This window comes from Haloarcula pelagica (assembly GCF_030127105.1).
Lineage (GTDB): Archaea > Halobacteriota > Halobacteria > Halobacteriales > Haloarculaceae > Haloarcula > Haloarcula pelagica.
The window spans coordinates 2,926,658-2,951,481 of record NZ_CP126161.1; the positions used below are offsets into that span (position 1 = coordinate 2,926,658).

Here is a 24,824-nt window from a genome sequence, read left to right on the forward strand (position 1 = left end):
GCGGTGAAACCGCGAGTCGAAGCCGTGAGTACGTGTGATCGGTTCTCGGAGCGCTACTCCCCGCGGCCGACGGCGAGGGTCGTCCCGCCGTCGTCTCGCTCGACGACCCGAACAGCCGGTGTCACCCACGCCGGAGCCAGGCGGCCGAGCACCCTCTGTAACTGTCCGAACCGTTTCCGCGTCAGGGTGTAGACAGCCGAGAACGCCAGCACGGCCCACAGGGCCGCGTCTGCGGTGGGCGAGGTGGCCGATGCCGCGATAGCGACCAGTCCCGCGCCGGCACCCAGGAGGAAGTCCTCCGGCGCACCGGAGTAGCGGACGTAGCGTCGCGGTCGGTGCCACCGGCCGAGCAGGTGGTCGAACACGGCCCGGTCAACCGTCGGGTTCCAGGGCTCCGGCTCGGGGCTGCCGCCGAAGATGTCCGAGACGGCGTGGAGCGCGGCAGCGACGAGTGCGACGGCCAGCGCGACCGTCACGGGACCGGGCGCGAGCGCGACGACGGCCGACGCGGCGACAGCGAGCACCGAGTAGCCCACCGGGAAGTGTGTGGTCTTGCGGTGGTGGCCCAGCACGTCGATGTCGGGAGCGAGCCCGCCCGCGAACGCCGCCGCGAGGACGAGCGGCGCGCCGACGTGATCGCCGACCAGCGGGTACGAGAGGGCCGCTACCGCGACGCCCAGCAGGGCGTGTGTCGTCGCCATCATACGGAGTACGTACCACTCGGTACGGCTCAATAGGAATAAACAGTCGGGTGGGGCGGCGCTCAGGAGCGGCGCTGCAGGCGGGCGAGGACGCGGTCTTTCAGCAGATAGACGACCGCTGAGGCCAGCGCCAGCGCCGTCAGCACCGCCGCGACGCTCCGGAACTGCCCCGAAGCGGCCTCCTGGCCGGCGTAGGCGACGGCGAGAAACGAGGGCGTCCGGCCGACGATCACGAGCGCGAGGAACGTCCGTGTGCGTACGGTCGAGAGGCCCGCGACCAGACAGAGCAAGTCGTCGGGAAACGTCGGGAGGAGAAAGAGGACGAACAGGCCGCCGGTGCCGCCCCGCTCGACGATGGCGTCCCAGCGGGCGAGCGCCGCGTCGTCGACGACGCGCTCGACGTACGGGCGGCCGCGACGCCGGGCGAGGACGAAGACGATTGCGCTGCCGAGCGTCACGCCGAGCATGCTGTAGACAGTGCCGGCCAGCGTCCCGAACAGGTAGCCCCCGACGCCGCCCAGCACTTGCCCGGGGATCGGCGCGAGGATCACCTGGACGGTCTGGAGGGCGACAAACGCAAGCGGGGCGTACGCGCCGAGGCCGGCCAGTTGCGCCCGCAGCCAGCCCGCGTCCGTGAGTTCCGGGACCAGGACGGTGAGCGCGCCGGTCGTCCCGAGGAGCGCGACCAGCAGGACGACAGACCGCCGGAGCGCGTCCCGACGGGCCGCCTGCGAACTGAACAGCCCGGACCCGTCGGCCGGGCCGTCGTCCGCGTCTGGTCCGGTCACAGCAGCGAGAGGGTCTTCCGCTTCGCGTTCTCGACGACCTTGGTGAGGAACTGCCAGCGGGAGAACCGCCGCCAGATGGCGGCCGTCCGGCCGGCCCGCATCCCGTCGAGGATCGCCCGCTCGGAGACGGCCGTCTCGGCCAACCGGACGGCCGTGGCCGCGCGCCCGATACCCGACGTGCGGTGGGCGTCGCTCCCGCCGAAGGCCGGATACGCGCGGACGGACGCGAACCGTTCGGCCTGTCGGTTCCGGAGGTTCGTCAGCGCGTGGGCGTTGTACACCTCGATCCCGTCCACGTCGTCGATCGCGCCGGCGCTCGCGCCGTGGCGCGACCGCTGGAACGGGTGGGGGACGACGGCGACGCCCCCGTCGGCCTGGACCGTCCGGGCCGTCTCGGGCAGCGGGCGACCGGGCTCGGGCGCCTCGTCGACACCGAGCGCGAGGAGGTGGCCGTCGGCGGTCGAGACCTCACAGCCGACGATGCCGACGAGCCCGTAGTCGGGCGCCAGGTCGGCGACGATCCGGGCGCCCTCGACGGTGTCGTGGTCGGTGACGACGACGGCGTCCAGGCCGACCTCGCTCGCGCGGGCCAGCAGTCGTTCGGGCATCGCCCGGGCGTCGTAGGAGGCGACGGTGTGGAGATGCGGGTCGACGCGGACGGTCCGCTCGTCGGCGGCCCCCGCCGGTCCGGGGCCGCTCATAGATACCCGAACTCCAGCGCCAGCGCCAGCGCGGTTGCGACGGCCGCCCCGAGCGCGGCCAGTACGTGACTCACGTCGGTCTTGTAGGCCTTGTAGTCCGAGACCATCAGCGGGCAGACGGCGGCGACGACGAGGCCGGCGAGCCAGCCGTTCCAGACGGGGACAAGCGCCCAGAGGAAGTAGGTCCCGACGACGACGAGGTTCGTGTGGACGACGGTCGTCCCGTGGTAGTAGCTCGCGCCGCCGTCAGAACCGAATCCCTCGCTGTTGTGCCGGACGAGGCGGAGCCCGCCGAAGGCGAACACGAGGAACCCGACGATCAGGCTCGCGAGGTCGTTCGGCGCGAGGACGGTGTGGTACAGCAGGACCGCCGGCACGAGGTACGCGAAGATGTCGATGAACGAGTCGACCTGCCGGCCGAAGGGCGAGGAGGATCCCGTCCGGCGGGCGTACCAGCCGTCGGCCTTGTCCAGTACGAACGCGCCGAACATCGCCAGCAGCGCCAGGTTCGGCTCGCCGCGCACGAGCAGCAGTGCGCTCCCCCAGCCGACCAGCAGCGCCGCGAGGCTGATGTAGTCGGCCCCCGTCAACTGTCTGAAGACGTTGGTTCGATCGCCCGTGTCCGTCACGCGACGGTCGGCCCAGACGCCCCGTATCGCCTCTCGGAGTTCCCCGGTCATCCGCTCGTCCGAAGACACCCGGCCCCGAAGTATAAATCTGGCCCGTCAATTATTTACTCAGTTTCAATCTATATAGCTACGGAGCGTTCCGTAGCGATCCGGACGGGTCAGGCGTCGGCCACCGAGCGGTGAGAGAACGGCCCGACTCTGACGTAGCGACGTTTCTGCCGGGGAGCGAAACCGTGGCGCTCGAACAGCGCCCGGGAGGGACGGTTGTCGACGGCGACGAGCGCCGTGGCCCGCTCCGCCCCCCTGTCGCTGGCCCTGGCGAGCGCGTCGGCGACCAGCCGCGTCGCCACGCCGCGGTTGCGGTGGGACGGATCGACGTAGACCCGCCGGACGTACGCCCCGTCGAACTGCACCCGCCGTTCGAGGGGATGAATCTCGTGGGTCGCGTCGACCGAACAGAAGAGGTAGCCAAGCGGCGTCTCACCGTCGAAGGCGGCGACGACCGATTCGTCGGCGAGCAGTTCCGCCGTGGGCGCGTCCAGCGGGTCGACCCGCTCGGGAGGCGTCCGCTCGACGGTGAAGCGGCCCTCGTCGGGTATCTGTGTCTCGTCGCCCAACTCCGCGACGTACTCGATCATCGATGTCGCAGTGACGCCGCGGTCGGCGAGCGCGTCGTAGACGGCGCGGCCGTACCGGTTGCGGGTGAGCCGCCAGAGTTGCATCTGTCGGGCTCTGCGCGAGGAACCGGCATAAATGACCGTGTGACTGCTGTTCCCAACCCCTGGGAACGCGCTCGGCCCGTTTTTTAGTGGGACAACAAGACCCGGGTATGGGAGAACTGGATCACGAGGTCGACGCCCCACGGGGTGCGACGAGCCGCGAGTGGGAAGTGTTCGTCCGCGAAGCGGCCGCGGACCCGCTGACCCACGCCGGCAGCGTCAGCGCGCCCTCGGCGGAGATCGCCCGCGAGCAGGCGGAGAAACTGTTCGGTCACGCGGCCGCGGCGCTGTGGCTGTGTCCGGCCGACGAGACCAGGCGGTTCCAGGACGAAGCCCTGGCGCTCGATCCGGCGGCCGACGAGGGTGACGCCACGATGGACGAGGCCGAGATGCACGCCGAGACGCTCCGGGGTGAGGACGCGTGATCTCCGTCTCGAAACTGCTCTGTGACCTAGACGCCGAGGGCGACGGCCTGCGCTACGACGCGGCTGACGACTCGACGAAGGCCCAGATCCGCGAGGAGAAACAGCGCCGCCCCGTCGTCGTCTGGAACGTCACCAAGCAGTGTAACCTCTACTGTGACCACTGCTACGCGGCTGCGGACACCGACATCGCCGACGGCGAACTGTCGACGGCCGAGGGGAAGGCCGTGCTCTCGGACCTGGCCGACTACAGCGCGCCGGTCGTGCTCTTCTCGGGGGGCGAACCGCTCGTGCGCCAGGACCTCGAAGAACTGGTCGCCCACGCGAACGAGGTCGGCGTCCGGCCGGTGCTCTCGACCAACGGGACCCTCATCACCGAGGAGCGGGCCGAGTCGCTGAAAGCCGCCGGGCTCAAGTACGCTGGCGTCTCCGTCGACGGCCTCCCCGACGCCAACGACGACTTCCGCGGGATGGAGGGCGCCTTCGAGGGGGCGATCCAGGGGATCGAGAACTGCCTCGACGCCGGGCTGAAGACCGGCCTCCGGTACACGATCACCGACCGCAACGCCCCGGATCTGGAGGGCGTCGTCGATCTGCTGACCGACGTGGGCGTCGACCGTTTCTGTTTCTATCACCTGGACTACGGCGGCCGCGGGACCGAGATCGTCGACGCCGACCTCACCCCCGTCGAGCGCCGCCAGGCGGTCCAGCGGGTCTGTGACATGACCCGCGAGTACCACGACCGGGGCGAGGAGATCGAGACGCTGCTGGTCGGCAACTACGCCGACGCCGCCTACATCGTCGAGTACGCCCGGGAACACCTCGGCGAGGCACAGGCCCGCCGGGTCTACGAGTACCTCCGTGTCAACGGCGGCGACCCGACCGGCGAACGGGTCGCGGACATCGACTACCAGGGCAACGTCCACCCCACGCAGTTCTGGCAGGGCTACACCCTCGGAAACGTCCGGGACCGCCCGTTCGGTGCCATCTGGGAGGACGAGTCGAACCCGTTGCTCCGGGGGCTACGAGAGCGGGAGGACCACCTCTCCGGGAAGTGTGCGGACTGTCGGTACGCCGGGATCTGCCGTGGCGGCTCCCGCCTCCGTGCGCTCACCGTCGAAGACGATCTGTTCGCGCCGGACCCGCAGTGTTACCTCGACGAGGACGAGATCAGGGGGGCTGAGCCGTTCGTCGACGCCGGCCACACCGAGACTGCGGACTGACACTCCCACTTCAATTCCCTCCGCTCTCGGGCCGCCGAGATAATAGCTTTCGTCCCGAACATCTACGTGCGGCCGTCGGAACGCGGCCGCGCGGGTATCTGTCCGTGGCTCCAGCACAGGAGCACCGTCGCGCTCGTTCGGATCACGGTCGCCCGGTGGGCTCGGGCGACCCTTCGGGACCAGTGGACTGCGTGTCGCGGCGCACTCGTCTCGGGCGCGGGGCGACCGCGTTGCCACGGTCCGGCCGGCTGCCGGTCGTCGTCGGGGAGAACGGGGCTGCCGGCCGCGTACCGAGGTGTTTTTGCCCCATCCTCGCCTACCCGTGGGTGTGCTGTCGGTCGAGCTTCACACACACTCGTCGCTCTCCCACGACGGTCGGGACCCCGTCGAACTCCTCTTAGAGCAGGCCGAGGCTGTCGGGTTGGACGCGCTCGCGGTCACCGATCACGACGAGCTATCGGCCAGTGTCCGGGCCGCCGAACTCGCCCCGGAGTACGGCCTGATCGGGATTACGGGCATGGAGGTGACCTGCGCCGCCGGCCACGTGCTGGCCCTGGGTATCCAGGAGCCCATCCCGCCGGGACTGGCCTTCGAAGAGACGCTCGACCGCATCCGCGAGCAGGGCGGGACCGCCGTCGTCCCCCATCCGTTTCAGGAGTCCCGGTCCGGGGTGCTGGAACACATCTCGAAGGACGAACTCGCGGCCGCCGACGCCATCGAGGTGTACAACTCCCGGCTGTTGACGGGCCGGTCGAACCGACAGGCCGAACGATTCGCCAGGCGCCGCGGGCTGCCGATGACGGCCGGCAGCGACGCTCACATCGCCGAGATGGTCGGACAGGCGGTCACCAACGTCGACGCCGCCGACCGCTCGCAGGACGCGATCCTCGAAGCCGTCCGGGACGGCCGGACGACCGTCGAGGGCGAGCGGACACCCTGGCGGATCAGCTTCCGGCAGGCCGCCGGCGGGGCCAAACGCCGCGTGAAGAACCGGCTGGGGAGCTTCCTGGGCTGATGCGCGGAGCGTCCGAGACAGCGGTCGGGGCAGCGCTCGATAGCGGCGACCCGCTCTCGGGTACTGCCGGGTTCGCGGGCGAGATCGACGACCGTCTCGTCCGGGACGTGCTCGGTCGGTACCCGCTGTTCGTCGAGGACGCGAGCGACGACGGGCTGCCGGAGTGGAGTAGCGACCCATCGGATCTCGACGACCCGCGGTCGTTCCCGGCCGGCCACGTCCGGGACAAGAGGGGGACACGCCGGGTCTTCTCGCTGCCGGACCCGGCGCCGCTGGCCGACGACGAGGCGGCCGTCGCCACCGTTCGAGACGCCGTCGAGACGAGCGTCGACGCGGTCGACACCGCCGGCCTCGCCATCGCTTTCTCGGGCGGCGTCGACTCCGCGTTGCTGGCCGCGCGACTGGACGCGCCGCTGTACGTCGCCGGCTTCCCCGACAGCCACGATGTCGAGGCAGCCAGGTCGGCGGCCGACCTGCTGGATCGGGACCTCCGGGTCGTCGAACTGACCCACGACGCCATCGAGCGGGCAGTCCCCGAGATCGTCGCGGCAACCGGTCGAACGAACGCTATGGCCGTCCAGATCGCGCTCCCGCTGTACCTGACTGCCGAGCGCGTCGCCGCGGACGGGTTCGACCGCCTCGCGGTCGGGCAGGGGGCCGACGAACTGTTCGGCGGCTACGCGAAGGTCGCGAAGGCGCCCGACGACCCCCGCGTCGAGGCCGAGACGGTCCGAGGCGCCCAGCGGGAGGTCGTCGCCACGCTGCCCGACCAACTCGAACGCGACGTGCTGGCCCTGCGGGCGGCCGGTGTCGAACCCGTCGCGCCGCTGTTGCACGACCGGGTGGTCGAGGCGGCGCTCGGCCTCGACGATCACCACCTCGTCGACGGCGACACCCGCAAGTGGGCGCTCCGGCAGGCCGCCCGGGGCTCGCTGCCCGAGGCCATCGCGACCAGAGACAAGAAGGCCGCACAGTACGGCTCGCTCGCGGCCCGCGAACTCGACCGCCTCGCGAGGCAGGCCGGCTACAAGCGTCGGATGGACGACCACGTCACCCAGTACGTCGAGTCGCTGGTCGAGTGACTCGTCGGGGCGCTGGGACCCTCGGTGGGCTCAGGCGCTGTGTCCGGCGCCGGTGACCGCGACCGGCCGCTCGGAGTCGAGGATGACCGACTGGCTGACGCTGCCGAACACCAGCGCGCCAAGCGGCGACCGCTTGCGACCGCCCATCACGATCATGTCGGCCGCCTCGTCCTCGGCGACGGTGACGATCCGCTCGTCGGGGTCGCCGTGGGCCGATATCGTCTCGACCTCGACGCCGGCGTCCCGGAGGTCCTCGACCATCCGCTTGCCCGCAGTCGTCTGCTCGACAGTGGTCTTTTCGGCCATCTCCTCGCTGCCGAAGACGTGGACGACCGTCGCTTTCACGAACTCGGCTGGCTCCGGTAGCGCGAGCGTCGCCGCCGTCTGTGCCGAGGCGCGCTCCTCGCTGCTGTCGACCGGGAGCAAGACGTGGTACATGTTTACACCTTGCCCGCTCCCCGCGATAGTTATGACTCGGTTATCGTCTCGATGGCTTGTCGACCGATCTCGACGACATCCGCCGGTAGCCGGTCGGTACTGGCCTGGAGATCCCCGGGAGTGAACCACGTCCAGTCGTCGGCCGGCTGTTCGCCCGGGCCGGGATCGATGTCGCGGGTCACCGATTCGCCGTAGAAGATGAAATCGATGTGCTGGTGGCCGACCGCGCCGTCGGCGTCGACGTTGATGTCTTCGAGCAGGAAGTGCTGAGGCTGGGGGATCGACCGGACCGTCTCGCTCTCGATGGCTTCCTGTGGGGCCACGAGGTCGACATCGAGCCCGAGTTCTTCGCGGGTCTCCCGCAGCGCCGCCTCGTGCGGGAGTTCGTCCCGGTCGACGTGGCCGCCGGCCGGGAGCCACAGTTCCAGTTTGTCGTGTTCGTGCAACGCGACGGCGCCGTCGCTGACGACGTAGACGGTCGCGACGAAGTGCCGTGTCGTCTCCATACCCCCGGCGAGGAGACGGACGGTGCTTTAGGTTACGGTCGCGGTCAGGGCTGGACTTCGTCCTCGGCTTCGAGCAGTTCGTGGTAGCGGTTGCGGATGGTGACCTCCGAGATGTTCGCCACTTCGCTGACCTCGCTCTGAGTGACCTTCTCGTTGGTCAGCAGCGAGGCCGCGTAGACGGCGGCTGCCGCCAGGCCGACGGGCGATTTCCCGGAGTGGACGCCCTGCTGTTTGGCGTTCTGGAGGAGCTGTCGGGCCCGGCGCTCGACCTCCTCGGAGAGTTCGAGGTCGGAGGCAAAGCGGGGGACGTAGCTCTCGGGGTCTGCGGGCTGGATCTCCAGGTTGAGCTCCCGGACCACGTAGCGGTAGGTACGGGCGATCTCGTCTTTGTCGACGCGGGAGACGTTGGCGATCTCGTCCAGAGAACGGGGGGTCCCGGCCTGACGGGCCGCGGCGTACAGCGACGCCGTCGAGACGCCCTCGATGGACCGTCCGGGCAGGAGGTCCTCGTCCAGCGCCCGTCGGTAGATGACACTGGCGGTCTCACGGACGTTCTCGGGCAGGCCGAGTGCGGAGGCCATGCGGTCGATCTCGCCCAGGGCCTGCTTGAGGTTGCGCTCTTTCGAGTCGCGGGTCCGGAACCGCTCGTTCCAGGTGCGCAGGCGCTGCATCTTCTCTCGCTGGCGCGAGGACAGGGAGTTGCCGTAGGCGTCCTTGTCCTGCCAGCCGATGTTGGTCGAGAGCCCCTTGTCGTGCATCATGTTCGTCGTCGGGGCGCCGACACGGGACTTCTCGTCTTTCTCCTTGGAGTCGAACGCTCGCCACTCGGGACCGGGGTCGATCTCGTCTTCCTCGACGACCAGGCCGCAGTCTTCGCAGACGGTCTCACCGCGTTCGCTGTCCGAAAGCAGGGAGCCACCACATTCTGGACAGACGAGTTCGTCCTCCTCCTCGTCTGTCTGCTCGTGCTCTGTGTCGCGCTCGCTCGTGTATCGGCGGATGGTGGTGTCGGTCATTGGTTACGTACAGACGGGTCTGGATACCCGGAAAACGTATTGTGCAATTCTTTGTAACGGACCGAGAAACTTAAATCCTCTGCCTACTCTGTAAGCATTCCTTTCCGAATCGAAAAAGAGAGTTTTCGTTCGACGTGTTTTCCGTCCGCCGAACCGACGGCAGATCGGACGGTGGTCGTTCCGAAACGCTTACCGACGGGCCAACACTCCGGACGCACATGAGCGACACCGCCGTCGACCCCGACGAAGTCCGCCACGTCGCGGACCTCGCCCGCGTCGACCTCGACGACGAGGAACTCACGCGGTTCACCGAGCAGTTCGGCGACATCCTCGACGCCTTCGAGGCCCTCGACGAGGTCCCGGAGACGGACCGCGAATCGGAGCTCGCGAACGTGATGCGCCCCGACGAGGTCAGGGAGAGCCTGAGCCAGGAGGAGGCACTGCAGAACGCCCCCGAGTCCGAGGAAGGGCAGTTCAAGGGGCCGAAGGTGTCCTGAGATGACCGACTACAACGGCTACATCACGGCCGAGACCATCGACGGCGCCGACGACGGGCCGCTCGCGGGCCGGACCGTCGCCGTCAAGGACAACATCTCCACCGAGGGCGTCCAGACGACTGCGGGGTCCGCGATGCTCGAAGGGTACGTCCCGCCCTACGACGCGACGGTCGTCGAGCGGCTGAAAGCCGCCGGCGCGACCATCCCCGGCAAGACCAACATGGACGAGTTCGGGATGGGAACCACCACCGAGACCTCCGCGTACGGCGCCGTCGAGAACCCCGTCGCGGAGGGCCACGTTCCCGGCGGCTCCTCCGGTGGCTCGGCCGCTGTCGTCGCCGCCGGCGACGCCGACATGGCCCTCGGCTCGGACACCGGCGGTTCGATCCGCTGTCCGGCCGCGTTCTGTGGCGTCGTCGGGATCAAGCCCACCTACGGGCTCGTCTCCCGCTACGGCCTCATCGCCTACGCCAACAGCCTCGAACAGATCGGTCCGATCGCCCCCTCTGTCGAGGAGGCCGCACAACTGCTGGAGGTACTGGCCGGTCCCGACGAGAACGACGCGACGACCCGCGAAGCGCCCGACGCCGACGATTCCTACGCCGACGCCGCCGACGGCGATGTCGACGGCCTCTCGATCGGCGTCCCGACGGAACTGCTCGACGGCGCCGACGAGGCCGTCGTCGAGACGTTCTGGGACGCGATGGCCGACCTGGAGGCACAGGGCGCCAGCTACCACGAGGTCGACCTGCCCAGCGTCGAACACGCCGTCGAGGCCTACTACGTCATCGCGATGTCCGAAGCGTCCTCGAACCTCGCCCGGTTCGACGGCGTCCGGTACGGACAGAGCGGCGGCTACGAGGGCAACTGGAACGAGAGCTTCGCCGACGCCCGCGAGGAGGGCTTCGGCGAGGAGGTCAAACGCCGGGTCCTCCTGGGAACGTATGCCCTCTCGGCCGGCTACCACGACAAGTACTACAAGAAGGCCCAGGACGCCCGCGCCTGGGTCAAACAGGACTTCGACGAGGCGCTCGAGGACGCGGACGTGTTGGCCTCGCCGACCATGCCGGTCCCGCCGATGAAACGCGGCGAGAGCCTCGACGACCCGCTGACGATGTACCTCGCCGACGCGAACACGACGCCGGTGAACCTCGCGAACCTCCCGGCGATCTCGGTGCCCGCCGGCGAGACCGACGACGGCCTCCCGGTCGGCCTCCAGATCGTCGGGCCAGCGTTCGGCGAACGGGAGATCATCCGGGCCGGCAGCGCGTTGGCGTGATCGCTGTCGACGGTACATTCTTCTCTCGGCGACCGTAACGTGTGGCGATGGCAGCCACGAGTCAGTCGACCTGGCGTGTTCGGGCGCGCCTCCTCGTGCTCGGCGTCGTCCTCGTCGCGTTCGACGCCGTCGCGGTCGCGGCCGCCTACGTGCTGGGCTATCTCGCCGTCGGGCTCGCCCCACTGCTCTGGAACGACTTCGGGGCGCTGTTCGGGGCCGGGATCGACACCGGGGTGCTCGTTCCCGTCGTCGCGGTCGGCACCCCGGTCGTGCTGATCGCGCAGTCGGTGTTCGGCTACCGGATGACACTCCGGGCGGGGCTGTCGGACGCCACCGATCCGGCAGCGAGCAGTCCCGACAGCATCGCCGCGATGCGCCGCAAGATCGACCGCGAGGAGACGGTCCAGGCGGTCCGGGACCGGGTCGAGCGCCTCGCACACACCGCCGACATGGCGACCCCCGAGGTCTCGATCGTCGAGTCGGCGACGCCCAACAGCTTCGTCGCCAGTCGCCCAGGCGAGCGGACGCTGTTCGTGACGACGGCACTGGTCGAGCGGCTCGCCGACGACGAACTCGACGCCGTCCTCGCGCACGAACTCGCGCACCTCAAACACGGCGACTCGGTCGTGATGACCGCTGCCGCGTTCCTCCCGACCGTGACCGATCGCTGGCAGACCGTCGCCGTCGGCGTCCTCCGCCGGTCGTTCCTGACGGGGTGGCTGTTCGCGGGCGACGACGCCGACGCCAGGACGCTCATCGCCGGCCAGTTCGAACTCGTTCTGGTCGTGTTCGCGCTGGCCTCGCTCCCGGTCGTCGCGGCCCTGTCGCTGGCCAGTACGGCCTGTTACCGCCTGCTCTCTCGGATCAGGGAGTACGCGGCCGACGCCGGCGCGGTGGCGATCTGTGGTTCGCCGGGAGCGATGGCCAGCGCGCTGGAGACGCTGACGACGGACCACCGGCCCGAGCAGGACCTCCGGACCGCCCGAACTGGGGTCCGAGAACTGTGTGTCCTCCCGGACGCTATCGAGGCTGTCGACGAAGCCGACGAGGCCGACGCCACCAGCGTCGCCGGCCGGATCGGCGGTGGCTGGGCGCGGCTCCGCGTCTGGCTCCTGCCGGGTTCGCATCCGGACATCGACGACCGCATCGACACCCTGCGGGACCGCCAGCGCGCCGTCGACGATCCCGACGAGTCGGCGTTCTGATCTCGACGGCAGCGTTTAGCCGCTGGCACGACAACGAGGGGTATGACAGACGACGCTGGCTCGTGGGTCCACTGGCCGACGATGACGAAGGCGCTCGCACTCGGTGTCGGCGCCGGACTCGTCGTCGCCGTCGCGATCGGTGATCTCTACTTCGGCCTCCTGCTCGGGCTGGTCAACGGCATCGCCTTCGGCGTCGGGCTCTCGCGGACGCGAGATGCGGACTGAGACGCTGGGTCCCGAGCGAGTGCCCGACCGGTTTTGTCCCTGGCGCGCTAACGACACCTCGTGACGACCATCCTCGTCTGGCACCGCAGCGACCTCCGGACGGCCGACAACCCGGCGCTGGCGGACGCACGCGAGGAGGGGGACCGCGTCGCGCCGGCGTTCGTCGTCGATCCGCGCTACTACGGCGCCGACGGGCTGGCCTGTGACGCCCGGCTCCAGTTCCTCCAGGACTGCCTGGCGAACCTCCGCGAGCAGTACCGGGACTTAGGGAGCGATCTGGCGGTGCTAGACGGGGATCCGCGCCGGCGGCTCCGAGACCTGCTGGACTCGGGGACCGTCGACGCGGTCTACTACAACCGCCACCCGACGGCACGCCACGGGAAGCGGGTCGCCGACGCGGTGCGGTCCTGGCCGGAGACGACCGCTGTCGCCGCCGACGGCCTGCGGTACGCCGACCGCCGTCACGACGACGGGACCGTCGCGGTGGAGACGCGCGACGGCTGGGACGATCACTGCGAGAGTTACTTCGAGGGCGACCCCGCACCCCGGCCCGACACGCTGGGGGTCAACCCCGTCGACAGCGACCTGTCGCTCGACGACATGGCCGATCGCTTCGGGAACCCCGAAAAGCGGGACCGACCGCGCGGCGGGACCGTCGCGGCCAACGCACGTCTGGAGGCGTTCTGTGACCGGCTCGCGGAGTACCCGTCCGTGGTCTCCCCGCCGGCGGCCGCACAGCATCGCTCCTCGCGGCTGTCGGCGGATCTGGCATTCGGGACGCTCTCGCCGCGACAGGTCTACCAGCGGGTTCGACAGTGTCCGGACGGCCGCGGCCGGTCGATGTACGTCTCGCGGCTCTACTGGAACCGGCATTACCACCAGAAGCTCGCCGACTGGCCGGGCTGGACGGAGCGGGCGGTGAACCCGGTCTTCTGGGGCCTGTTCCGCGACGAGCACGACCCCGAACTCGACCAGGCCTGGCAGACCGGACAGACCGGGTTCCCGATGGTCGACGCGGCGATGCGGGCGCTGACCGAGACGGGCTACATCAACTTCCGGATGCGGGCGATGGTGGCGACGGTGTACGTCTACGTGCTCAAGCAGTGGTGGAAACGCGGCGCCGACTTCATGTACGCCCACCTGCTCGACGCCGACGCGGCGATCAACTACACGCAGTGGCAGTCCCAGTGTAACCTCACCGGCGTCCACCCGGTGCGGGTGTACGACCCCGCGAAGCAACAACGAGAGTACGACCCCGACGGCGCGTTCGTCCGGGAGTACGTCCCGGAACTGGCCCCGCTGCCCGACCAGCACCTCGCCGAGCCGGCGGAGACACCGGTCCACGTCCAGCGCGAGTGTGGCGTCGACATCGGCGCGGACTACCCGTACCCCGTCGTCGACTACGCTCACGAAGCCGAGCGTGCCCGTGAGATCTACGCCGACCTGGCAGATCGGGCACGGGAGGCGCTCTCGGACCCGCGGGTCGAGCGGCGCTGTTCGTTCTCGAACCGCGGGCGGGGCCGGACCGACGACGGCGGTGGCGACGACACGCAGGGTCAGGCCACGCTCAGTGACTTCTGACGTTGCGTTTCGGCGCGAGCACTCGGTCGTACACCGACGCGAGCCGGTCGATCGCGTGGTCGACGCCGACCTGCTCCCGACGGGCCAGACAGGTCTCGCGGAGCCGCTCGGACTCCCGGAGGGTCCGCTCGATGGCCTGCCGGAGGCCAGCGATGTCGCCCTCCTCGTAAGTGTAGCCCGTCTCGCCGTCCTCGATGGTGTCACTGAGTGCGCCCGCGTCGACGCCGGCGACGGGCGTCCCACAGCAGTTGGCCTCCAGGGCGACCAGACCCTGTGTCTCGACCGGGCTGGGGAACGCGAACACGTCGAGCGCGCTGTACAGCGCCGGCAGTTCCTCACGGTCCAGAAAGCCCAGAAAGCGCACGTCGGCGCCGCTGTCGGTGGCTGTCGCCTCTAGGTCCTCGCGGGCAGGGCCGTCGCCGCCGAAGACGACGGTCACGTCCAGCCCCTCGCAGGCGGCGACGATGTCGTCGAGACACTTCTCGTAGCCGTGCCGGCCCGTATATCCAACGAGCGGCCCGTCGGGCAGGTCGTAGCGCTCGCGGAACGCGGCGCGGTCTTTCGGCGCGAAGAAGTCGGTGTCGACGCCGTTGGAGATAACAGCGACCTCGACATCGACGCCCAGGTCGCGGATGTAGTCGGCGGTCCGGTCGCTGGGCGCGACCACCACGTCGGCGCGGTCCAGATACCACCGCTCGTAGCTCTCGGCCGACGAGCGGACCGCGGACTCGACGGCCCGGTTGAACGAGACGTACTCGGCGTACTCGGCGGTCGGCGTGTGATAGGAAGCCACGAGGGGCACGTCGAGTTTCCGGGCGAGGCGCTGGCCGGCCATCCCCAGGCTAAACGGGGTGTGGGCGTGGACGAGATCGGCGCTCCGGACTGCGCCGGGGATCTGTGGCATCCCCAGGCGATACCCCTCGTAGAACGGGAACGGGAGGCTCCGAACGGGGTGTTCGCTCGCCGCGGGGTCGTGTGCACTGCGCGGGTAGACCACGTCCATGCGACCGTCACGGGCCTGCCAGTAGTCCCGCCAGGTCTTGACGGTGTAGGTGACTCCGTTGACCGTCGGGAGGTAGGTGTCCGTGAACGTCGCGACGTGTGGCAGTGCCATCGCAGCGGCGTAACACGACCAGCGGTTAAATCGTTGCCATCCGCGACCGTCGAGCCAAACCGTTTTGGGGCCGGTGGCGGATAGGACAGCAATGGCTTCGGATCGCTGGCTGTACGCGTGGGCGCTGGCCTCGGTGGCGCTGGGCGCGGCCTCGTTGCTCGTCCCGCTGTACTTCGTGAGTATCGGCGGCGGGACGCTGATGCTCGGCGTCCTGGCCGGTGTCGCGGCCGCCGCGGGCGCGCCCGGCGCACTCGTCTTCGGTCGCGTCGCCGACCGGACCGGGAAACGCCGCGCGCTCGTGTTGGCCGCGCTCGGGATGGCCGTCGTCGGCATCGCCGGCGTCTCGCTGACCGAGTCCGAGTGGCTCGTCGTCGCGGGTAACGGACTGCTGTGGTTCGCAGCGGGGGCCGTCGCCCCCGTGTTGACACTGCTTGTCACGGTCGGCCACCTCGAACGCGAGTGGCCCGGTCGGTTCGCCGCGCTGAACCGCTACCAGGGCTGGGGTTGGGCCGGCGGACTCGTCCTCGGGCTGGTCTGGACGACGGCGCTGTCGGGACCGCTCGGGGCACAGACCGCCCAGCGGACGCTCCTGTGGGTCTGTGCGGGGACGGCCGGCCTCGCCGCCCTGCTGGCCGGTGGCTGGCTCCCGGCCGACCCCGGAGACGCCGAGCGACCGCGGCCGAGCAGGGTCGCCCGTGCCGTCGCACGCGCCCGCCGGCTTCCGGTCAGGTCCGCGACGTTCCCGGTCGGGCCGGGGCGGCTCTACTGGCTCACCCGTCGGACACGCCCCCGTGACCTCCGTTCGCGGCTGACGCCCGCGCTGTCGCTGTACTTCGTCGCGGTCGTCGCAATTTTCGTCGGGTTCGGGATCTTCTGGGGGCCGCTCCCGCTGTATCTCTCGCGGACCCTCTCGTACGACTCGGGGACGGTCTTCGCGCTGTATCTGGTCTCCAGTGTCGGATCGGCGGTGTGTTACGGCGGTGCCGGCCGACTCGCCGAACGGTACGACGCCAGCGTGCTCCAGGCGGCTGGCCTCCTCTCCCGGGCGGTGTTGCATCCGGCCGTCGCAGTCGTCGGCTTCTCGGTGTCGGCGGCGACGCTGTCGCTCGTGACCAACGGCGTCGTGTTCGTGTTCATCGGCGTCGCCTGGGCCGTCATCGCGGTCACCGCGGCCAGCATCGTCACGCGCCTGGCGCCGCCGTCGATCCGGGGTGTCGCGCTCGGGCTCTACACCGCCGTCTCCGGGCTGGCTAACGGTGCTGGCTCCGTCCTCGGTGGGTGGCTCGGCGGACAGGGGTTCCTGCTCGCGTTCGGCGTCGCCGGCGCCTTCGTCTTCCTCGGGGCGGTGCTGGTCACCGTCGTCTGGCGGCGCGCCCCCCAGGACAGTCCCGAGCAGTCGCCGCTTGCGGGCTGACTCACGCAGTCGGCGTCGTCGGTTCGCGGAGCGAGAACGTGGTCCAGTAGATGTCGTCCCGATGCCGGACGAGGTAGGGGCCGTTTCCCTCGTCTTCCGCGGCCGCCGCCAGCGGCTGAACCGGGTCCTGCCGCCGGAACCGTTCGGCAAGTGACCGGACGGCGTCCGGTGGCTCCTCGTCCGGCGGGACGACGAAACGGTCCTCACCGATCGCGGTCTCGACGATCTCCCGCTCGGCAGCCGAGAGCCCCTCGAACGCGAAGGCGAACCGCTCGCGGAGCCGGCGGCCGTAGGCCGACGCGGACATGACCCGCTCACCGCTGTACGCGAAGGTCTTCAGGACCGACTCGTAGGACCCGTCGACGACCCACTCGGCCTCGGCGCCGTTCGCCCACGTGATGGCGCTGTACTGCGAGCCGGGGACGAGTACCGACCGTTCGCGCTCTGTGTCGGTGTACAGGAACGTCGTTCCGATGCCCACGGGGTCGCCGTCTTCGAGGCCGTGGTCGGCGAACTGCTTGCGGTCGACCGCTGGCAGGTCCGCGAAGGCGACGGTTTCCGACGCGGACGGGGACGACTGGAGGATGTCCACCTTCACGGAGTAGGTCGTCGCCGGCGTCTCCTCGACGACGGTATGGTCCAGTTCGTAGACCCCGTCGCCGTAACTGATCCGACGGTCGGTCGGCAGCGGTGGGCGGGTCCGCTCGACGGTCGCACCGTCGTCGAGGATCCGTTCCACGAGCTTCGCTTTCCGGTCGGTCTCCTCCGCCGGGACAGAGTAGAGCACTCTATCGGGGAGGTCGCCGTCCGGGAGCGGGCGCATGTCGAGGTGGGCGGTCGGCACTTCTGCGGCGAGGTCGCCGCGGCCGAACGGCGTGACGGGTCCCGTACAGCCAGCGACTGCTACTGTCGCGGAAGCGGTGAGCACTCCCCGGAGAAACGAACGGCGGTCCATACTGACAGGGTCCGGCCCCGAAAGTAAGAATCGGCGGGTGAGTCAAACCGGGGTTTGAGCGTGGCCGGTCACACCAGTTCCTCGTAGGTCTCGACCAATCGGTCGGCGACCCGGTCTAACCCGTGTTCGCGGGCCGTCTCCTTCGCGTTCTCGCCCAACCGCTCGCGCAGGTCGGGGTTCTCTGCCAGCCGGTCCAGCGCCGCCCGGAACTGGGACTCGTCCTCGCAGATGAGACAGTCGTGGCCGTCCTCGTAGTACTCCCGGAAGACGGGGATGTCCGAGAGGACGACCGCCTTCCCGCAGGCCATCGCTTCCAGAACGGCGATGCCCTGGTTCTCGGCTTTCGTCGGGAACAGGTACACGTCGCCGGCACCGAACGCCCCGCGGATGTCGTCGATCCACCCCGTGAACGTGACGTTCTCGGGCGGATCGTTGACCCACCGTTTGACCGTCTTCGAGGCCTGTGGGCCGGCGTCGTAGGGGCCGAACCACGCGAAGTCGTAGTCGGTTCGCTGGGCGAGTTCACAGAACGTCGTCAGCCCCTTGCGTTCGAAGACGTTGCCGACGGCGAAGACGACCATCCCGTCGAGGTCGTAGCGTTCGCGGTACGGCGCTCGCGTCTCCTCGAAGCCCGCCAACGCGTCGATGTCGACGCCGTTCGTGATCGGGCGGATCGGCGCGTCGACGGGGTACGACTCCAGCACGCCCCGCGTGTACTCGGAGGGACAGAGCACCAGATCGGCCTTCGAGTAGAACCACTTGAGGTACTCCCCCAGCGCCGGTGCGACGAGGTTCGCGCCCCTGAAACTGTCCCGAAAGTCCTCGCGAGTCACGTGGGCGTGCAGGAGCAGCGGCACGTCGTTGCGACTGGCGTGTCGGGCGACCGCCACCGATCCGGGGCCGATCATGTTGCAGTGGGCCAGCTCGTACTCACGGAAGACCGGGTCGTCGAACGCCAGCTTTCCGCCGATGGCCCAGCCGGGGTGGCCGTCGTGCCACGGCTCGGTCACCACGTCGATGTCGGCGTCGGCCTGTGCCAGCGCCGCCCGCTGTTGGTCGACGGCGGTACCGATCCCCGACCGGTCGAGTCGGCCTTCGAGTTCGAGGTAGTTCAGGACACGCACGCTTCGGACCTTTCCGGCCGTCACCAAATTCCTACCGACTCTCCGGAAGGCATTTTCCCGGCGCCGGTCAACCACTGACGATGACAGACGAGACGGCCATCGCCCGCGAGCGGATCGATCGGCTCGCCGGCCTGGCCCGCGACGCCGTCCGCGATGGCCACCCGGATCGGGCGAGAGCGTACGTCAGGCGTGCACGGCGGGTCGCCGAACGCCATCGGCTCCGGCTCCCCAGACAGTTCGAGCGATCGACGTGTGGCAATTGTGATGTCTTCCTGGTCCACGGCGTGAACGCGCGGTCCCGAACACAGTCCGGCCACGTGGTCGTCACCTGTGAGTGTGGCGCACAGTCGCGCTATCCGTACGATTGAGGTTTCTTTACGACGACTGGTTTTATACGTTTGTCCCCGCTACCTGTGTCACATGTCAGACGCGAGTCGACAACAGGAGATACATGAGCTTGACGCGACACTTCGTGTGGGGAAACACGGGATCGAGTCGGTCGCCGACGAACTCGACGAGCAGCTATCCGATCGCTCGTTCGTGAAGGTGAAGTTCCTCCGTGCCGCCCGCGGAGGGACGACCACGGAGGCGCTGGCGGCCGATCTCGCCGATCTGGTCGGCGCCGATGTCGTGCGGACCCGCGGGCACACGGCGGTGTTCGAACGATGATACAGGCCACGCCGACGGGTGCCACCGGCAACGGTGCGATCTCGGGCCTGCTGGACTCGGCCGGTGTCCCCTACGCCGACGCGGTCGGCGCCGCGATCACTTTCGTAGTCGCGTTCGCTGTCATCTACGTCCTGGGCCGGGCCCTGGTTCTCCCGGTCGTCGACCGGACGCTCAAGTCCCGTGACCTCGACGAACACGCGAGAAAACCGCTGAAGAAGGTCACGAGCATCCTGATCGTCTTCGTCGCGATCGCCGTGGCCTTCGGCTTTGCCGGGTACGGCAACTTCCTGCAGTCGCTCGCGACAGTCGCGGCCGCCGCGACGCTCGCCATCGGCTTTGCCATGCAGGACGTGCTCAAGAACTTCGTCGCCGGCGTGTTCATCTACACGGACAAGCCGTTCCGGATCGGCGACTGGATCGAGTGGGACGGCAACTCCGGTGTCGTCGAGGACATCAGCCTGCGCGTCTCGCGGGTCCGGACCTTCGACAACGAACTGTTGACGGTGCCAAACTCCAACCTGACCGACGGCGTCATCAAGAACCCTGTCGCCAAGGAGCAACTGCGCCTGCAGTTCCTCTTCGGGATCGGCTACGACGACGATATCGACAAGGCGACCGAGATCATCGTCGAGGAGGCAAAGGACCACCCGGACATCCTCGACGAACCGGCCCCCTCGGTGCGACTGACGGAACTCGGTGACTCCTCGGTCGGTCTGAAGTCCCGCATCTGGATCGCCGACCCGAGTCGCGGCGACTTCGTCAAGACCCGCAGTCAGTACGTCCAGGCGGTCAAAGAGCGCTTCGACCAGGAGGGCATCGATATCCCCTACCCGAACCGCACGCTCGGCGGCAGCCTCGACATCGCCGGCTACCAGGCGGTCGCGGAAGCCGCGGACGACGACTAACGACCACTTTTTCCGTCGGGGGGTTCGGCGAGCGCGCTCGCCGGATGCTCGTGACAGCCCTGCCTTTCCCCGTCTTCACGGCACGGAGGCCGCGACCGGCCAGCGTGGTCGTTTCCCTGTCAGCCACTACTCGGCAGTTTCGACCACCAGCCACTTTGTCCGTGAACCTGTCCCTCGGATATGGCTCGCGAGTACGACAAACTCGTCCGTGACGACATCCCCGAGATCATCGAGGCCGACGGTGAGACGCCGGTGACCCACGTCGTCGAGGGCCATGAGCACGGCGACCGACTCGCCGAGAAGTTGCTCGAAGAAGCGACCGAGTATCGCGAGGACGGCAGCGTCGCGGAACTGGCCGACGTTCTCGAAGTCGTCGACGCTCTCCGACGCTACCACGGGGTCTCGGAGGACGAACTGACCGAAAAACGGGAACAGAAGGCCGAGCAGCGCGGACGCTTCGAGAACGGCATCGTGCTGGAGCGGGTCGAACGGTAACCGAACAGTTACGATGCGGTGGCCGGGAGCGAGTGCTGCGACGACAGTCGCAGCCGAGCGACCCGGGGACGGGCAGGGCCGTCACGAGCATCCGGCGAGCGGAGCGAGCGCACCCGACGAAGTAAAAAATGGTACTGTATGAATGGAATGGACCCCGGAATTGCCCGGCGTTCGGCCGTGGGTAATCCCGTTTGCCTCCTCCACCCCGCGACCCCACGAGCGACGGGTGTCCGATGGTCCGCTGCTCACTTCCGTGCCTGGCGGAGTGCCATCGATCAACCACGCGAGCGCATCCCTGCAGATGCGACCGCGTGGACCGCCGTCCCCGCGGGACGAGGCTTCCACGTTGGCTCACGGGGTCCACGTCCGTCAGACCGGACGCCCCCGGGCTTCGGTCCCCGCTGATGACCATAGTGCGGGTTGTGAGGGGGGCCAAACCCCCCGACCTAGTCCATCACGGAATCCGCCGGCGTCGCATAAGGGCCTTTCGGATGCCAGACCGCGAGAGGGCGACCAGTTACACCAGCCCGAGCGCGTTCGCGAACCACGCGGCACCGACCGGGACCGGGAGCGCGGCGGCGACGACGGCCCACCGGTGGTACTCCATGAGGGTGGACTCGGTCAGCCCCAGCACCAGGCTCTCGGGGACGGTCACCGCCCAGACCAGCGAGAGGCCGACCATGAAAAGTCCGAGGACGATGCCCGCGCCGGCGGCGACGCTGGGGTCGGAACGCCCCTCCCGGCCGGCGGCGAAGACGATCACGCCGACGATCGCGAAGGTGGCCGGCACCAGCGGTGTCAGGGCGCCCGATCCGTAGTACGCGCCGACGGCACTCGTCGTCTCGACGAGCGCGTAGGGGATAGCGAGCGCGACGAGGTACAGCAGACACCCGACGATGCCCACGGCGGGCGCGACACGGAGGTCGTTCATACCGGCGCTGGGGCTGGCGGCGTCTTAACACCGACGCTCGAACGAAACCGGCAAATGACCGCTCCCAGTATGGCGGTGTATGGGACTGGGTTCGACCGCCAAGAAGATCCAGAAGGTCGCGGATATCGCCGAAGAACTCTACTCGAAGGTCAACGAGCTGAAGTCACAGCTTCAGGAGCTGCGCGGGACCGTCGAGGAGACCAACGATCGGGTCGACGAACTGGATCGTGAGTTGGCCGAACAACGGGCGCTCTTGGAGGCGGTCGCCGAAGAGCAAGGCATCGACGTTGCGACCGTCCAGACGGACGCGCTCATCGACGACGCCGAGGCGGCGACCGACACGGACGCCGACGACACCGCCTAGTCCGACGGTTCGGCCCGAGTCGGCGCGGTGTCGATCTCGACCGTCATCGTCCCGTCGCTGTCGACCCGAACGGTGCCGTCGAACAACTGTCTGAGCGTGCTCATCGTCTCGCACCCGTGAGCGGTCGCTTCGATCGTGTAGAGCCCGATCGCGTTCGCGTTCTCGACGCGCGAGGTGAACACGTGCATGAATCGGAACACAGTCTGGAGGTTCGAGTAGAGCAACAGCGTCGTCAGCGAGTCCACGACCACGCGGGTCCGGTCGATCCCCGCCTGCCGGTCGTAGGACTTGAGCATCTCGGAGAACTCGACCCCGATCTCGGTCATCTCGGTCGGCGACGTGACGTAGCTGATGCGCTCGCTTTCCTCGACGGGGCTGCCCAGATGCCTCGTCACCGCATCGATAACGCTCATCGGTGCCGTCTCGGGATCGACGAGCTGCCCGTACTCGGTGAGCATCCGATCGGCGCTGTCCCGAGCTGTGACCAGAATACTACCGTCACCGTCTCTGGCACCGCTGGCGAGCGTCTCAAGCGCGAGCCGGCGCTTGCCCGTCAACGGTGGACCAGCGACGAGTAGATTCGTCCCGGGCGGCACTGTGACTTCTGACAACTGATCTCCGAGATCGTACATATGACGCGTGGGTCGGCAACGATACCGGCGTTCCGGACGCTACCGACTGTGTGCCCATCTGTTCTCGAAGGCGACATTTATCGTTTGTGTGTCGGTCAGTTCGTCGCTGGCCGACTGTACCGAACCGGTTGGTTTAACAGTGGGTCCGAGAATACATACTGGTACAGGGCGCTTAGCTCAGCCTGGACAGAGTGCTTGGCTTCGGACCAAACCGTCGGGGGTTCAAATCCCTCAGCGCCCGTGTTCTGCCGCGAGCAAATTCGCGAGCGGCTGCCACGGTAATTGTGGGATTTGAATCACGCAAACGCGAACGGCAGTGAGCGTTTGCATCGGGTTCAAATCCCTCAGCGCCCGTATCAGTTAATACGGCCAATTTTTCCGCTTAGAGCGCTTTTGATCACCAAATCTGGTTACGACGTCAATTCCTTTCGTTCGAGAACCGAACGATTCCGAGCCGGGGCGGACCAGTCCGGCGATTCGCGTCCATCTACACGAGCGCACTTATACAAAATATTCTGACATAGCCAATCATCAATTGACCCACAGGTCATCAAATGACGAGAGCAACTTTGTACAGCGGCCTAAACCCACCCACCGGGGACACTCTCGGTAATCTCAGACGAGTCCGTATACGCCTGCTCAATTCTCCGCACAGCGGCGACTACGTCACCCGGTGCCGGGTCATCTATCTGGTCGTACAGTAGCAGTCCGTGATCACCGCCGGCGACGAAGAAATCGTCGTCATTGGTGAAGACGACCCAATCGTGTGTTTCGGCATATGCGTCGATATCTGCATCCGGGGTATCGTGTTCGAGTCCATCATCAACGGTAGCGACCGTTATATTGTCTGCCTGCTCGAACGCGTCGACGTACTTCTGGGCCGAATTTTGATCGACTAGTATCCGCATCTATTCGGCGCGACTCTGGTCAGCGATGGACTGTTTCCGCGCCTCTTTCTGTGCACGGAGTGTCTCCATCAGTTCGGGATGGTCGTCGTAGTACTCCGTAGCGGCTTCGACCTGTGCGATATCGAGGTCCATCTGGTCGGCAGTCTCGTCGATAGACCAGCCGACTTCTCGCACCAACTCACCGACCTGCAGGACGCCGATCCGGGTTCCCTCCAGCCGAGGTTTTCCGTGGAGCACGTCGGGCGTCTTAACGATTTGGACCGTCGAACTCACAGATAAGATTACGCCGCGTAGCGTACTAAGAGGTTGGGGTAGCCCTCCAGTCCGCTGAGTCCCGGCAATGATTGGCTAAAATAACAGATATTCTACTATTTTCAAACCTCCGAATTCGGCCGCCTCACGCCTCAAAGGAGGATCCGTTCACCAGCCGAACGAGCGCCCTCAGCGCCCGTAGCAATTTTCGCGGTTCAAACCGCCAGACAGCAACGGGTTGATTCTGATGATGAACGCGATGCCATTGCTTTCGTTCGAATTCGATAGTCTCCTCAGAGTGATAGAGTGAGAGGTGACTGTGGAACCGAAAATAACACTTGGGCGACACACATAGATGTCTTGGCCGTTCTGGACGACGACTACAGGGCGGCGAAGCGTTCCTGAACTGGCGAGTCGGCAGTCTTCGAGTCCACTGTTTCGACGACAGCGACCTGTAGAGAGAACGCGAAGCCGGCGAACAGGAGGACGAATCCGACCGTCAAGAGCGCAGTAAGTAGGAGCAAGAGAACACTCAGTAGCCCCATCGAGAGTGCGGGTGTCGGATGGGAAACAAGCCATCCGATCCCGTACCGGAACGCGTCGACAGGGTCGGCGCCGCGTGCGAGTGCGACGTACGTCGGAATCAGCGCGAGCGCAAGATACAGGGCGATGTAGGCCGCAAGCAATGCAATCGCCTCCCCGAGCAGTGATTGCTGCTGGATAGCTGTCAGACCATACGTTCCGGCGACGACCGCGAACACGACCGGGAGACCGCTGAACAGCAAACTCGCAATTCCGCGTTCCCTGAGTACTGTAAAGACACGAGCTCGGTCGATTCGGTTCTGGTCGCTTCGGAGGTCCTGAATCGCGGCGTACATTCCGAGGGTAGCCGGGCCGATCGTTACGAGTGGGACGGATGCGACGAACCAGAGTACACTAAGGAGCGTCAACGTGAGCCAGTTCCGGTACACGAAACCGGGTACCCCAGCGAATGCCGTGCGGAACGCGGCCTGGTCGGTCACAGCCGTCATAGT

At 67.8% G+C, this 24,824-nt stretch carries 31 protein-coding genes, 1 tRNA gene and 1 other RNA gene; 16 read left to right on the top strand and 17 right to left on the bottom strand.

All coding sequences use genetic code 11. From position 1 onward, the window contains the following. Window positions 1-53 precede the first annotated feature (53 nt). The 5 genes from P1L40_RS15510 to P1L40_RS15530 all read right to left on the bottom strand — a co-directional run bounded on the left by P1L40_RS15510 (window position 54) and on the right by P1L40_RS15530 (window position 3,541). A complete protein-coding gene (locus P1L40_RS15510) occupies window positions 54-704 on the bottom strand; it encodes a metal-dependent hydrolase (RefSeq protein WP_284008328.1) in 651 nt (216 codons plus the stop codon). Between the two features lie 59 nt (window positions 705-763). Then, complete coding sequence (locus P1L40_RS15515; protein ID WP_284008329.1) at window positions 764-1,489, bottom strand: TVP38/TMEM64 family protein; 726 nt, start codon at window positions 1,487-1,489, stop codon at window positions 764-766. Continuing rightward, entirely contained in the window at window positions 1,486-2,190 is a 705-nt protein-coding gene (locus P1L40_RS15520) for a CehA/McbA family metallohydrolase (protein WP_284008330.1), read from the bottom strand. Before P1L40_RS15520 ends, P1L40_RS15515 begins: the two co-directional genes overlap by 4 nt. Next, window positions 2,187-2,870, bottom strand: coding sequence for a CDP-alcohol phosphatidyltransferase family protein (locus P1L40_RS15525; RefSeq protein ID WP_284008331.1), 684 nt, complete (start codon window positions 2,868-2,870; stop codon window positions 2,187-2,189). The genes P1L40_RS15520 and P1L40_RS15525 overlap by 4 nt, the downstream gene beginning before the upstream one ends. Window positions 2,871-2,977: 107 nt before the next feature. Then, window positions 2,978-3,541: a GNAT family N-acetyltransferase gene (locus P1L40_RS15530; protein WP_284008333.1), complete on the bottom strand. Its 564-nt coding sequence runs from the start codon at window positions 3,539-3,541 to the stop codon at window positions 2,978-2,980. Between the two features lie 107 nt (window positions 3,542-3,648). Between P1L40_RS15530 and P1L40_RS15535 the strand changes: the two genes are divergently transcribed. The 4 genes from P1L40_RS15535 to P1L40_RS15550 all read left to right on the top strand — a co-directional run bounded on the left by P1L40_RS15535 (window position 3,649) and on the right by P1L40_RS15550 (window position 7,280). After that, on the top strand, window positions 3,649-3,963 hold the full coding sequence (locus tag P1L40_RS15535) for an Htur_1727 family rSAM-partnered candidate RiPP (RefSeq protein ID WP_284008335.1): 315 nt from the start codon (window positions 3,649-3,651) through the stop codon (window positions 3,961-3,963). Then, window positions 3,960-5,183 (top strand): TIGR04347 family pseudo-SAM/SPASM protein, encoded by a 1,224-nt coding sequence (locus tag P1L40_RS15540; protein ID WP_284008337.1) that lies wholly within the window; start codon window positions 3,960-3,962, stop codon window positions 5,181-5,183. The genes P1L40_RS15535 and P1L40_RS15540 overlap by 4 nt, the downstream gene beginning before the upstream one ends. Before the next feature lie 328 nt (window positions 5,184-5,511). Continuing rightward, complete coding sequence (locus tag P1L40_RS15545; protein ID WP_284008339.1) at window positions 5,512-6,198, top strand: PHP domain-containing protein; 687 nt, start codon at window positions 5,512-5,514, stop codon at window positions 6,196-6,198. Further along, on the top strand, window positions 6,198-7,280 hold the full coding sequence (locus tag P1L40_RS15550) for an asparagine synthase C-terminal domain-containing protein (protein WP_284008341.1): 1,083 nt from the start codon (window positions 6,198-6,200) through the stop codon (window positions 7,278-7,280). Before P1L40_RS15545 ends, P1L40_RS15550 begins: the two co-directional genes overlap by 1 nt. A 30-nt stretch (window positions 7,281-7,310) precedes the next feature. Here P1L40_RS15550 and P1L40_RS15555 read toward each other — a convergent pair whose 3' ends face one another. The 3 genes from P1L40_RS15555 to P1L40_RS15565 are packed head-to-tail and all read right to left on the bottom strand — an operon-like array spanning window position 7,311 to window position 9,240. Next, on the bottom strand, window positions 7,311-7,718 hold the full coding sequence (locus P1L40_RS15555) for a universal stress protein (RefSeq protein WP_284008343.1): 408 nt from the start codon (window positions 7,716-7,718) through the stop codon (window positions 7,311-7,313). A 29-nt stretch (window positions 7,719-7,747) separates the two neighbouring features. Beyond that, window positions 7,748-8,224 carry an NUDIX hydrolase gene (locus P1L40_RS15560; RefSeq protein WP_284008345.1) on the bottom strand — a complete coding sequence of 159 codons (477 nt, stop codon included), beginning with the start codon at window positions 8,222-8,224 and terminating at the stop codon, window positions 7,748-7,750. 44 nt (window positions 8,225-8,268) lie between these two features. Continuing rightward, the gene (locus P1L40_RS15565) at window positions 8,269-9,240 is read right to left on the bottom strand and encodes a transcription initiation factor IIB (protein ID WP_284008347.1); all 972 of its coding nucleotides are present in this window, start codon (window positions 9,238-9,240) and stop codon (window positions 8,269-8,271) included. 218 nt (window positions 9,241-9,458) lie between these two features. Here P1L40_RS15565 and gatC point away from each other — a divergent pair, with 218 nt between their 5' ends. From gatC to P1L40_RS15590, 5 genes are read left to right on the top strand one after another with little or no spacing between them, the layout of a single operon-like run. Then, entirely contained in the window at window positions 9,459-9,737 is a 279-nt protein-coding gene (gene gatC, locus P1L40_RS15570) for an Asp-tRNA(Asn)/Glu-tRNA(Gln) amidotransferase subunit GatC (RefSeq protein ID WP_284008348.1), read from the top strand. Window position 9,738: 1 nt separating this feature from the next. Beyond that, window positions 9,739-11,016: an Asp-tRNA(Asn)/Glu-tRNA(Gln) amidotransferase subunit GatA gene (gene gatA, locus P1L40_RS15575; protein ID WP_284008349.1), complete on the top strand. Its 1,278-nt coding sequence runs from the start codon at window positions 9,739-9,741 to the stop codon at window positions 11,014-11,016. A gap of 47 nt (window positions 11,017-11,063) precedes the next feature. After that, window positions 11,064-12,221 carry a M48 family metallopeptidase gene (locus P1L40_RS15580; protein WP_284008350.1) on the top strand — a complete coding sequence of 386 codons (1,158 nt, stop codon included), beginning with the start codon at window positions 11,064-11,066 and terminating at the stop codon, window positions 12,219-12,221. A gap of 42 nt (window positions 12,222-12,263) precedes the next feature. Beyond that, window positions 12,264-12,446 (top strand): hypothetical protein, encoded by a 183-nt coding sequence (locus P1L40_RS15585; RefSeq protein ID WP_284008352.1) that lies wholly within the window; start codon window positions 12,264-12,266, stop codon window positions 12,444-12,446. Window positions 12,447-12,506: 60 nt separating this feature from the next. Beyond that, a complete protein-coding gene (locus P1L40_RS15590; protein WP_284008353.1) occupies window positions 12,507-14,027 on the top strand; it encodes an FAD-binding domain-containing protein in 1,521 nt (506 codons plus the stop codon). On the opposite strand, the gene P1L40_RS15595 is transcribed toward P1L40_RS15590, so the two are convergent. Then, a complete protein-coding gene (locus tag P1L40_RS15595) occupies window positions 14,014-15,141 on the bottom strand; it encodes a glycosyltransferase family 4 protein (RefSeq protein WP_284008354.1) in 1,128 nt (375 codons plus the stop codon). The genes P1L40_RS15590 and P1L40_RS15595 overlap by 14 nt on opposite strands. A gap of 91 nt (window positions 15,142-15,232) precedes the next feature. Between P1L40_RS15595 and P1L40_RS15600 the strand changes: the two genes are divergently transcribed. Beyond that, window positions 15,233-16,555, top strand: a complete 1,323-nt coding sequence (locus P1L40_RS15600) for an MFS transporter (RefSeq protein WP_284008355.1) — start codon at window positions 15,233-15,235, stop codon at window positions 16,553-16,555. A 1-nt stretch (window position 16,556) separates the two neighbouring features. On the opposite strand, the gene P1L40_RS15605 is transcribed toward P1L40_RS15600, so the two are convergent. Both P1L40_RS15605 and P1L40_RS15610 read right to left on the bottom strand, forming a co-directional pair. Continuing rightward, entirely contained in the window at window positions 16,557-17,510 is a 954-nt protein-coding gene (locus tag P1L40_RS15605) for a hypothetical protein (RefSeq protein WP_284008356.1), read from the bottom strand. A 68-nt stretch (window positions 17,511-17,578) separates the two neighbouring features. Beyond that, window positions 17,579-18,634, bottom strand: a complete 1,056-nt coding sequence (locus tag P1L40_RS15610; protein WP_284008358.1) for a glycosyltransferase family 4 protein — start codon at window positions 18,632-18,634, stop codon at window positions 17,579-17,581. Window positions 18,635-18,714: 80 nt separating this feature from the next. Between P1L40_RS15610 and P1L40_RS15615 the strand changes: the two genes are divergently transcribed. From P1L40_RS15615 to P1L40_RS15630, 4 genes are all read left to right on the top strand, one after another. Beyond that, window positions 18,715-19,002, top strand: a complete 288-nt coding sequence (locus P1L40_RS15615; protein ID WP_284008360.1) for a ribonuclease P protein component 4 — start codon at window positions 18,715-18,717, stop codon at window positions 19,000-19,002. A 52-nt stretch (window positions 19,003-19,054) separates the two neighbouring features. After that, the gene (locus tag P1L40_RS15620) at window positions 19,055-19,303 is read left to right on the top strand and encodes a YhbY family RNA-binding protein (RefSeq protein ID WP_284008361.1); all 249 of its coding nucleotides are present in this window, start codon (window positions 19,055-19,057) and stop codon (window positions 19,301-19,303) included. Beyond that, window positions 19,300-20,208, top strand: a complete 909-nt coding sequence (locus P1L40_RS15625) for a mechanosensitive ion channel family protein (RefSeq protein WP_284008362.1) — start codon at window positions 19,300-19,302, stop codon at window positions 20,206-20,208. The genes P1L40_RS15620 and P1L40_RS15625 overlap by 4 nt, the downstream gene beginning before the upstream one ends. A 180-nt stretch (window positions 20,209-20,388) precedes the next feature. Next, a complete protein-coding gene (locus tag P1L40_RS15630; protein ID WP_284008363.1) occupies window positions 20,389-20,703 on the top strand; it encodes a nucleoside triphosphate pyrophosphohydrolase in 315 nt (104 codons plus the stop codon). A 145-nt stretch (window positions 20,704-20,848) separates the two neighbouring features. On the opposite strand, the gene ffs is transcribed toward P1L40_RS15630, so the two are convergent. Next, window positions 20,849-21,160, bottom strand: an RNA gene (gene ffs / locus P1L40_RS15635) — signal recognition particle sRNA. Between the two features lie 60 nt (window positions 21,161-21,220). Beyond that, window positions 21,221-21,634 carry a DUF7548 family protein gene (locus P1L40_RS15640; RefSeq protein ID WP_284008364.1) on the bottom strand — a complete coding sequence of 138 codons (414 nt, stop codon included), beginning with the start codon at window positions 21,632-21,634 and terminating at the stop codon, window positions 21,221-21,223. Window positions 21,635-21,713: 79 nt separating this feature from the next. On the opposite strand from P1L40_RS15640, the gene P1L40_RS15645 reads away from it, so the two are divergent. Further along, window positions 21,714-21,998 carry a DUF5798 family protein gene (locus P1L40_RS15645; protein WP_284008366.1) on the top strand — a complete coding sequence of 95 codons (285 nt, stop codon included), beginning with the start codon at window positions 21,714-21,716 and terminating at the stop codon, window positions 21,996-21,998. Here P1L40_RS15645 and P1L40_RS15650 read toward each other — a convergent pair. Beyond that, window positions 21,995-22,609: a DUF7504 family protein gene (locus P1L40_RS15650; protein ID WP_284008368.1), complete on the bottom strand. Its 615-nt coding sequence runs from the start codon at window positions 22,607-22,609 to the stop codon at window positions 21,995-21,997. The genes P1L40_RS15645 and P1L40_RS15650 overlap by 4 nt on opposite strands. 187 nt (window positions 22,610-22,796) lie before the next feature. Between P1L40_RS15650 and P1L40_RS15655 the strand changes: the two genes are divergently transcribed. Then, window positions 22,797-22,871: transfer RNA gene (locus P1L40_RS15655), tRNA-Arg, on the top strand. 340 nt (window positions 22,872-23,211) lie between these two features. Here P1L40_RS15655 and P1L40_RS15660 read toward each other — a convergent pair. The 3 genes from P1L40_RS15660 to P1L40_RS15670 all read right to left on the bottom strand — a co-directional run bounded on the left by P1L40_RS15660 (window position 23,212) and on the right by P1L40_RS15670 (window position 24,821). Then, window positions 23,212-23,538 (bottom strand): DUF5615 family PIN-like protein, encoded by a 327-nt coding sequence (locus tag P1L40_RS15660; protein WP_284008369.1) that lies wholly within the window; start codon window positions 23,536-23,538, stop codon window positions 23,212-23,214. Next, window positions 23,539-23,811, bottom strand: a complete 273-nt coding sequence (locus P1L40_RS15665) for a DUF433 domain-containing protein (RefSeq protein WP_284008370.1) — start codon at window positions 23,809-23,811, stop codon at window positions 23,539-23,541. A gap of 359 nt (window positions 23,812-24,170) precedes the next feature. Then, the gene (locus tag P1L40_RS15670; protein WP_284008372.1) at window positions 24,171-24,821 is read right to left on the bottom strand and encodes a hypothetical protein; all 651 of its coding nucleotides are present in this window, start codon (window positions 24,819-24,821) and stop codon (window positions 24,171-24,173) included. Window positions 24,822-24,824: the final 3 nt, after the last annotated feature.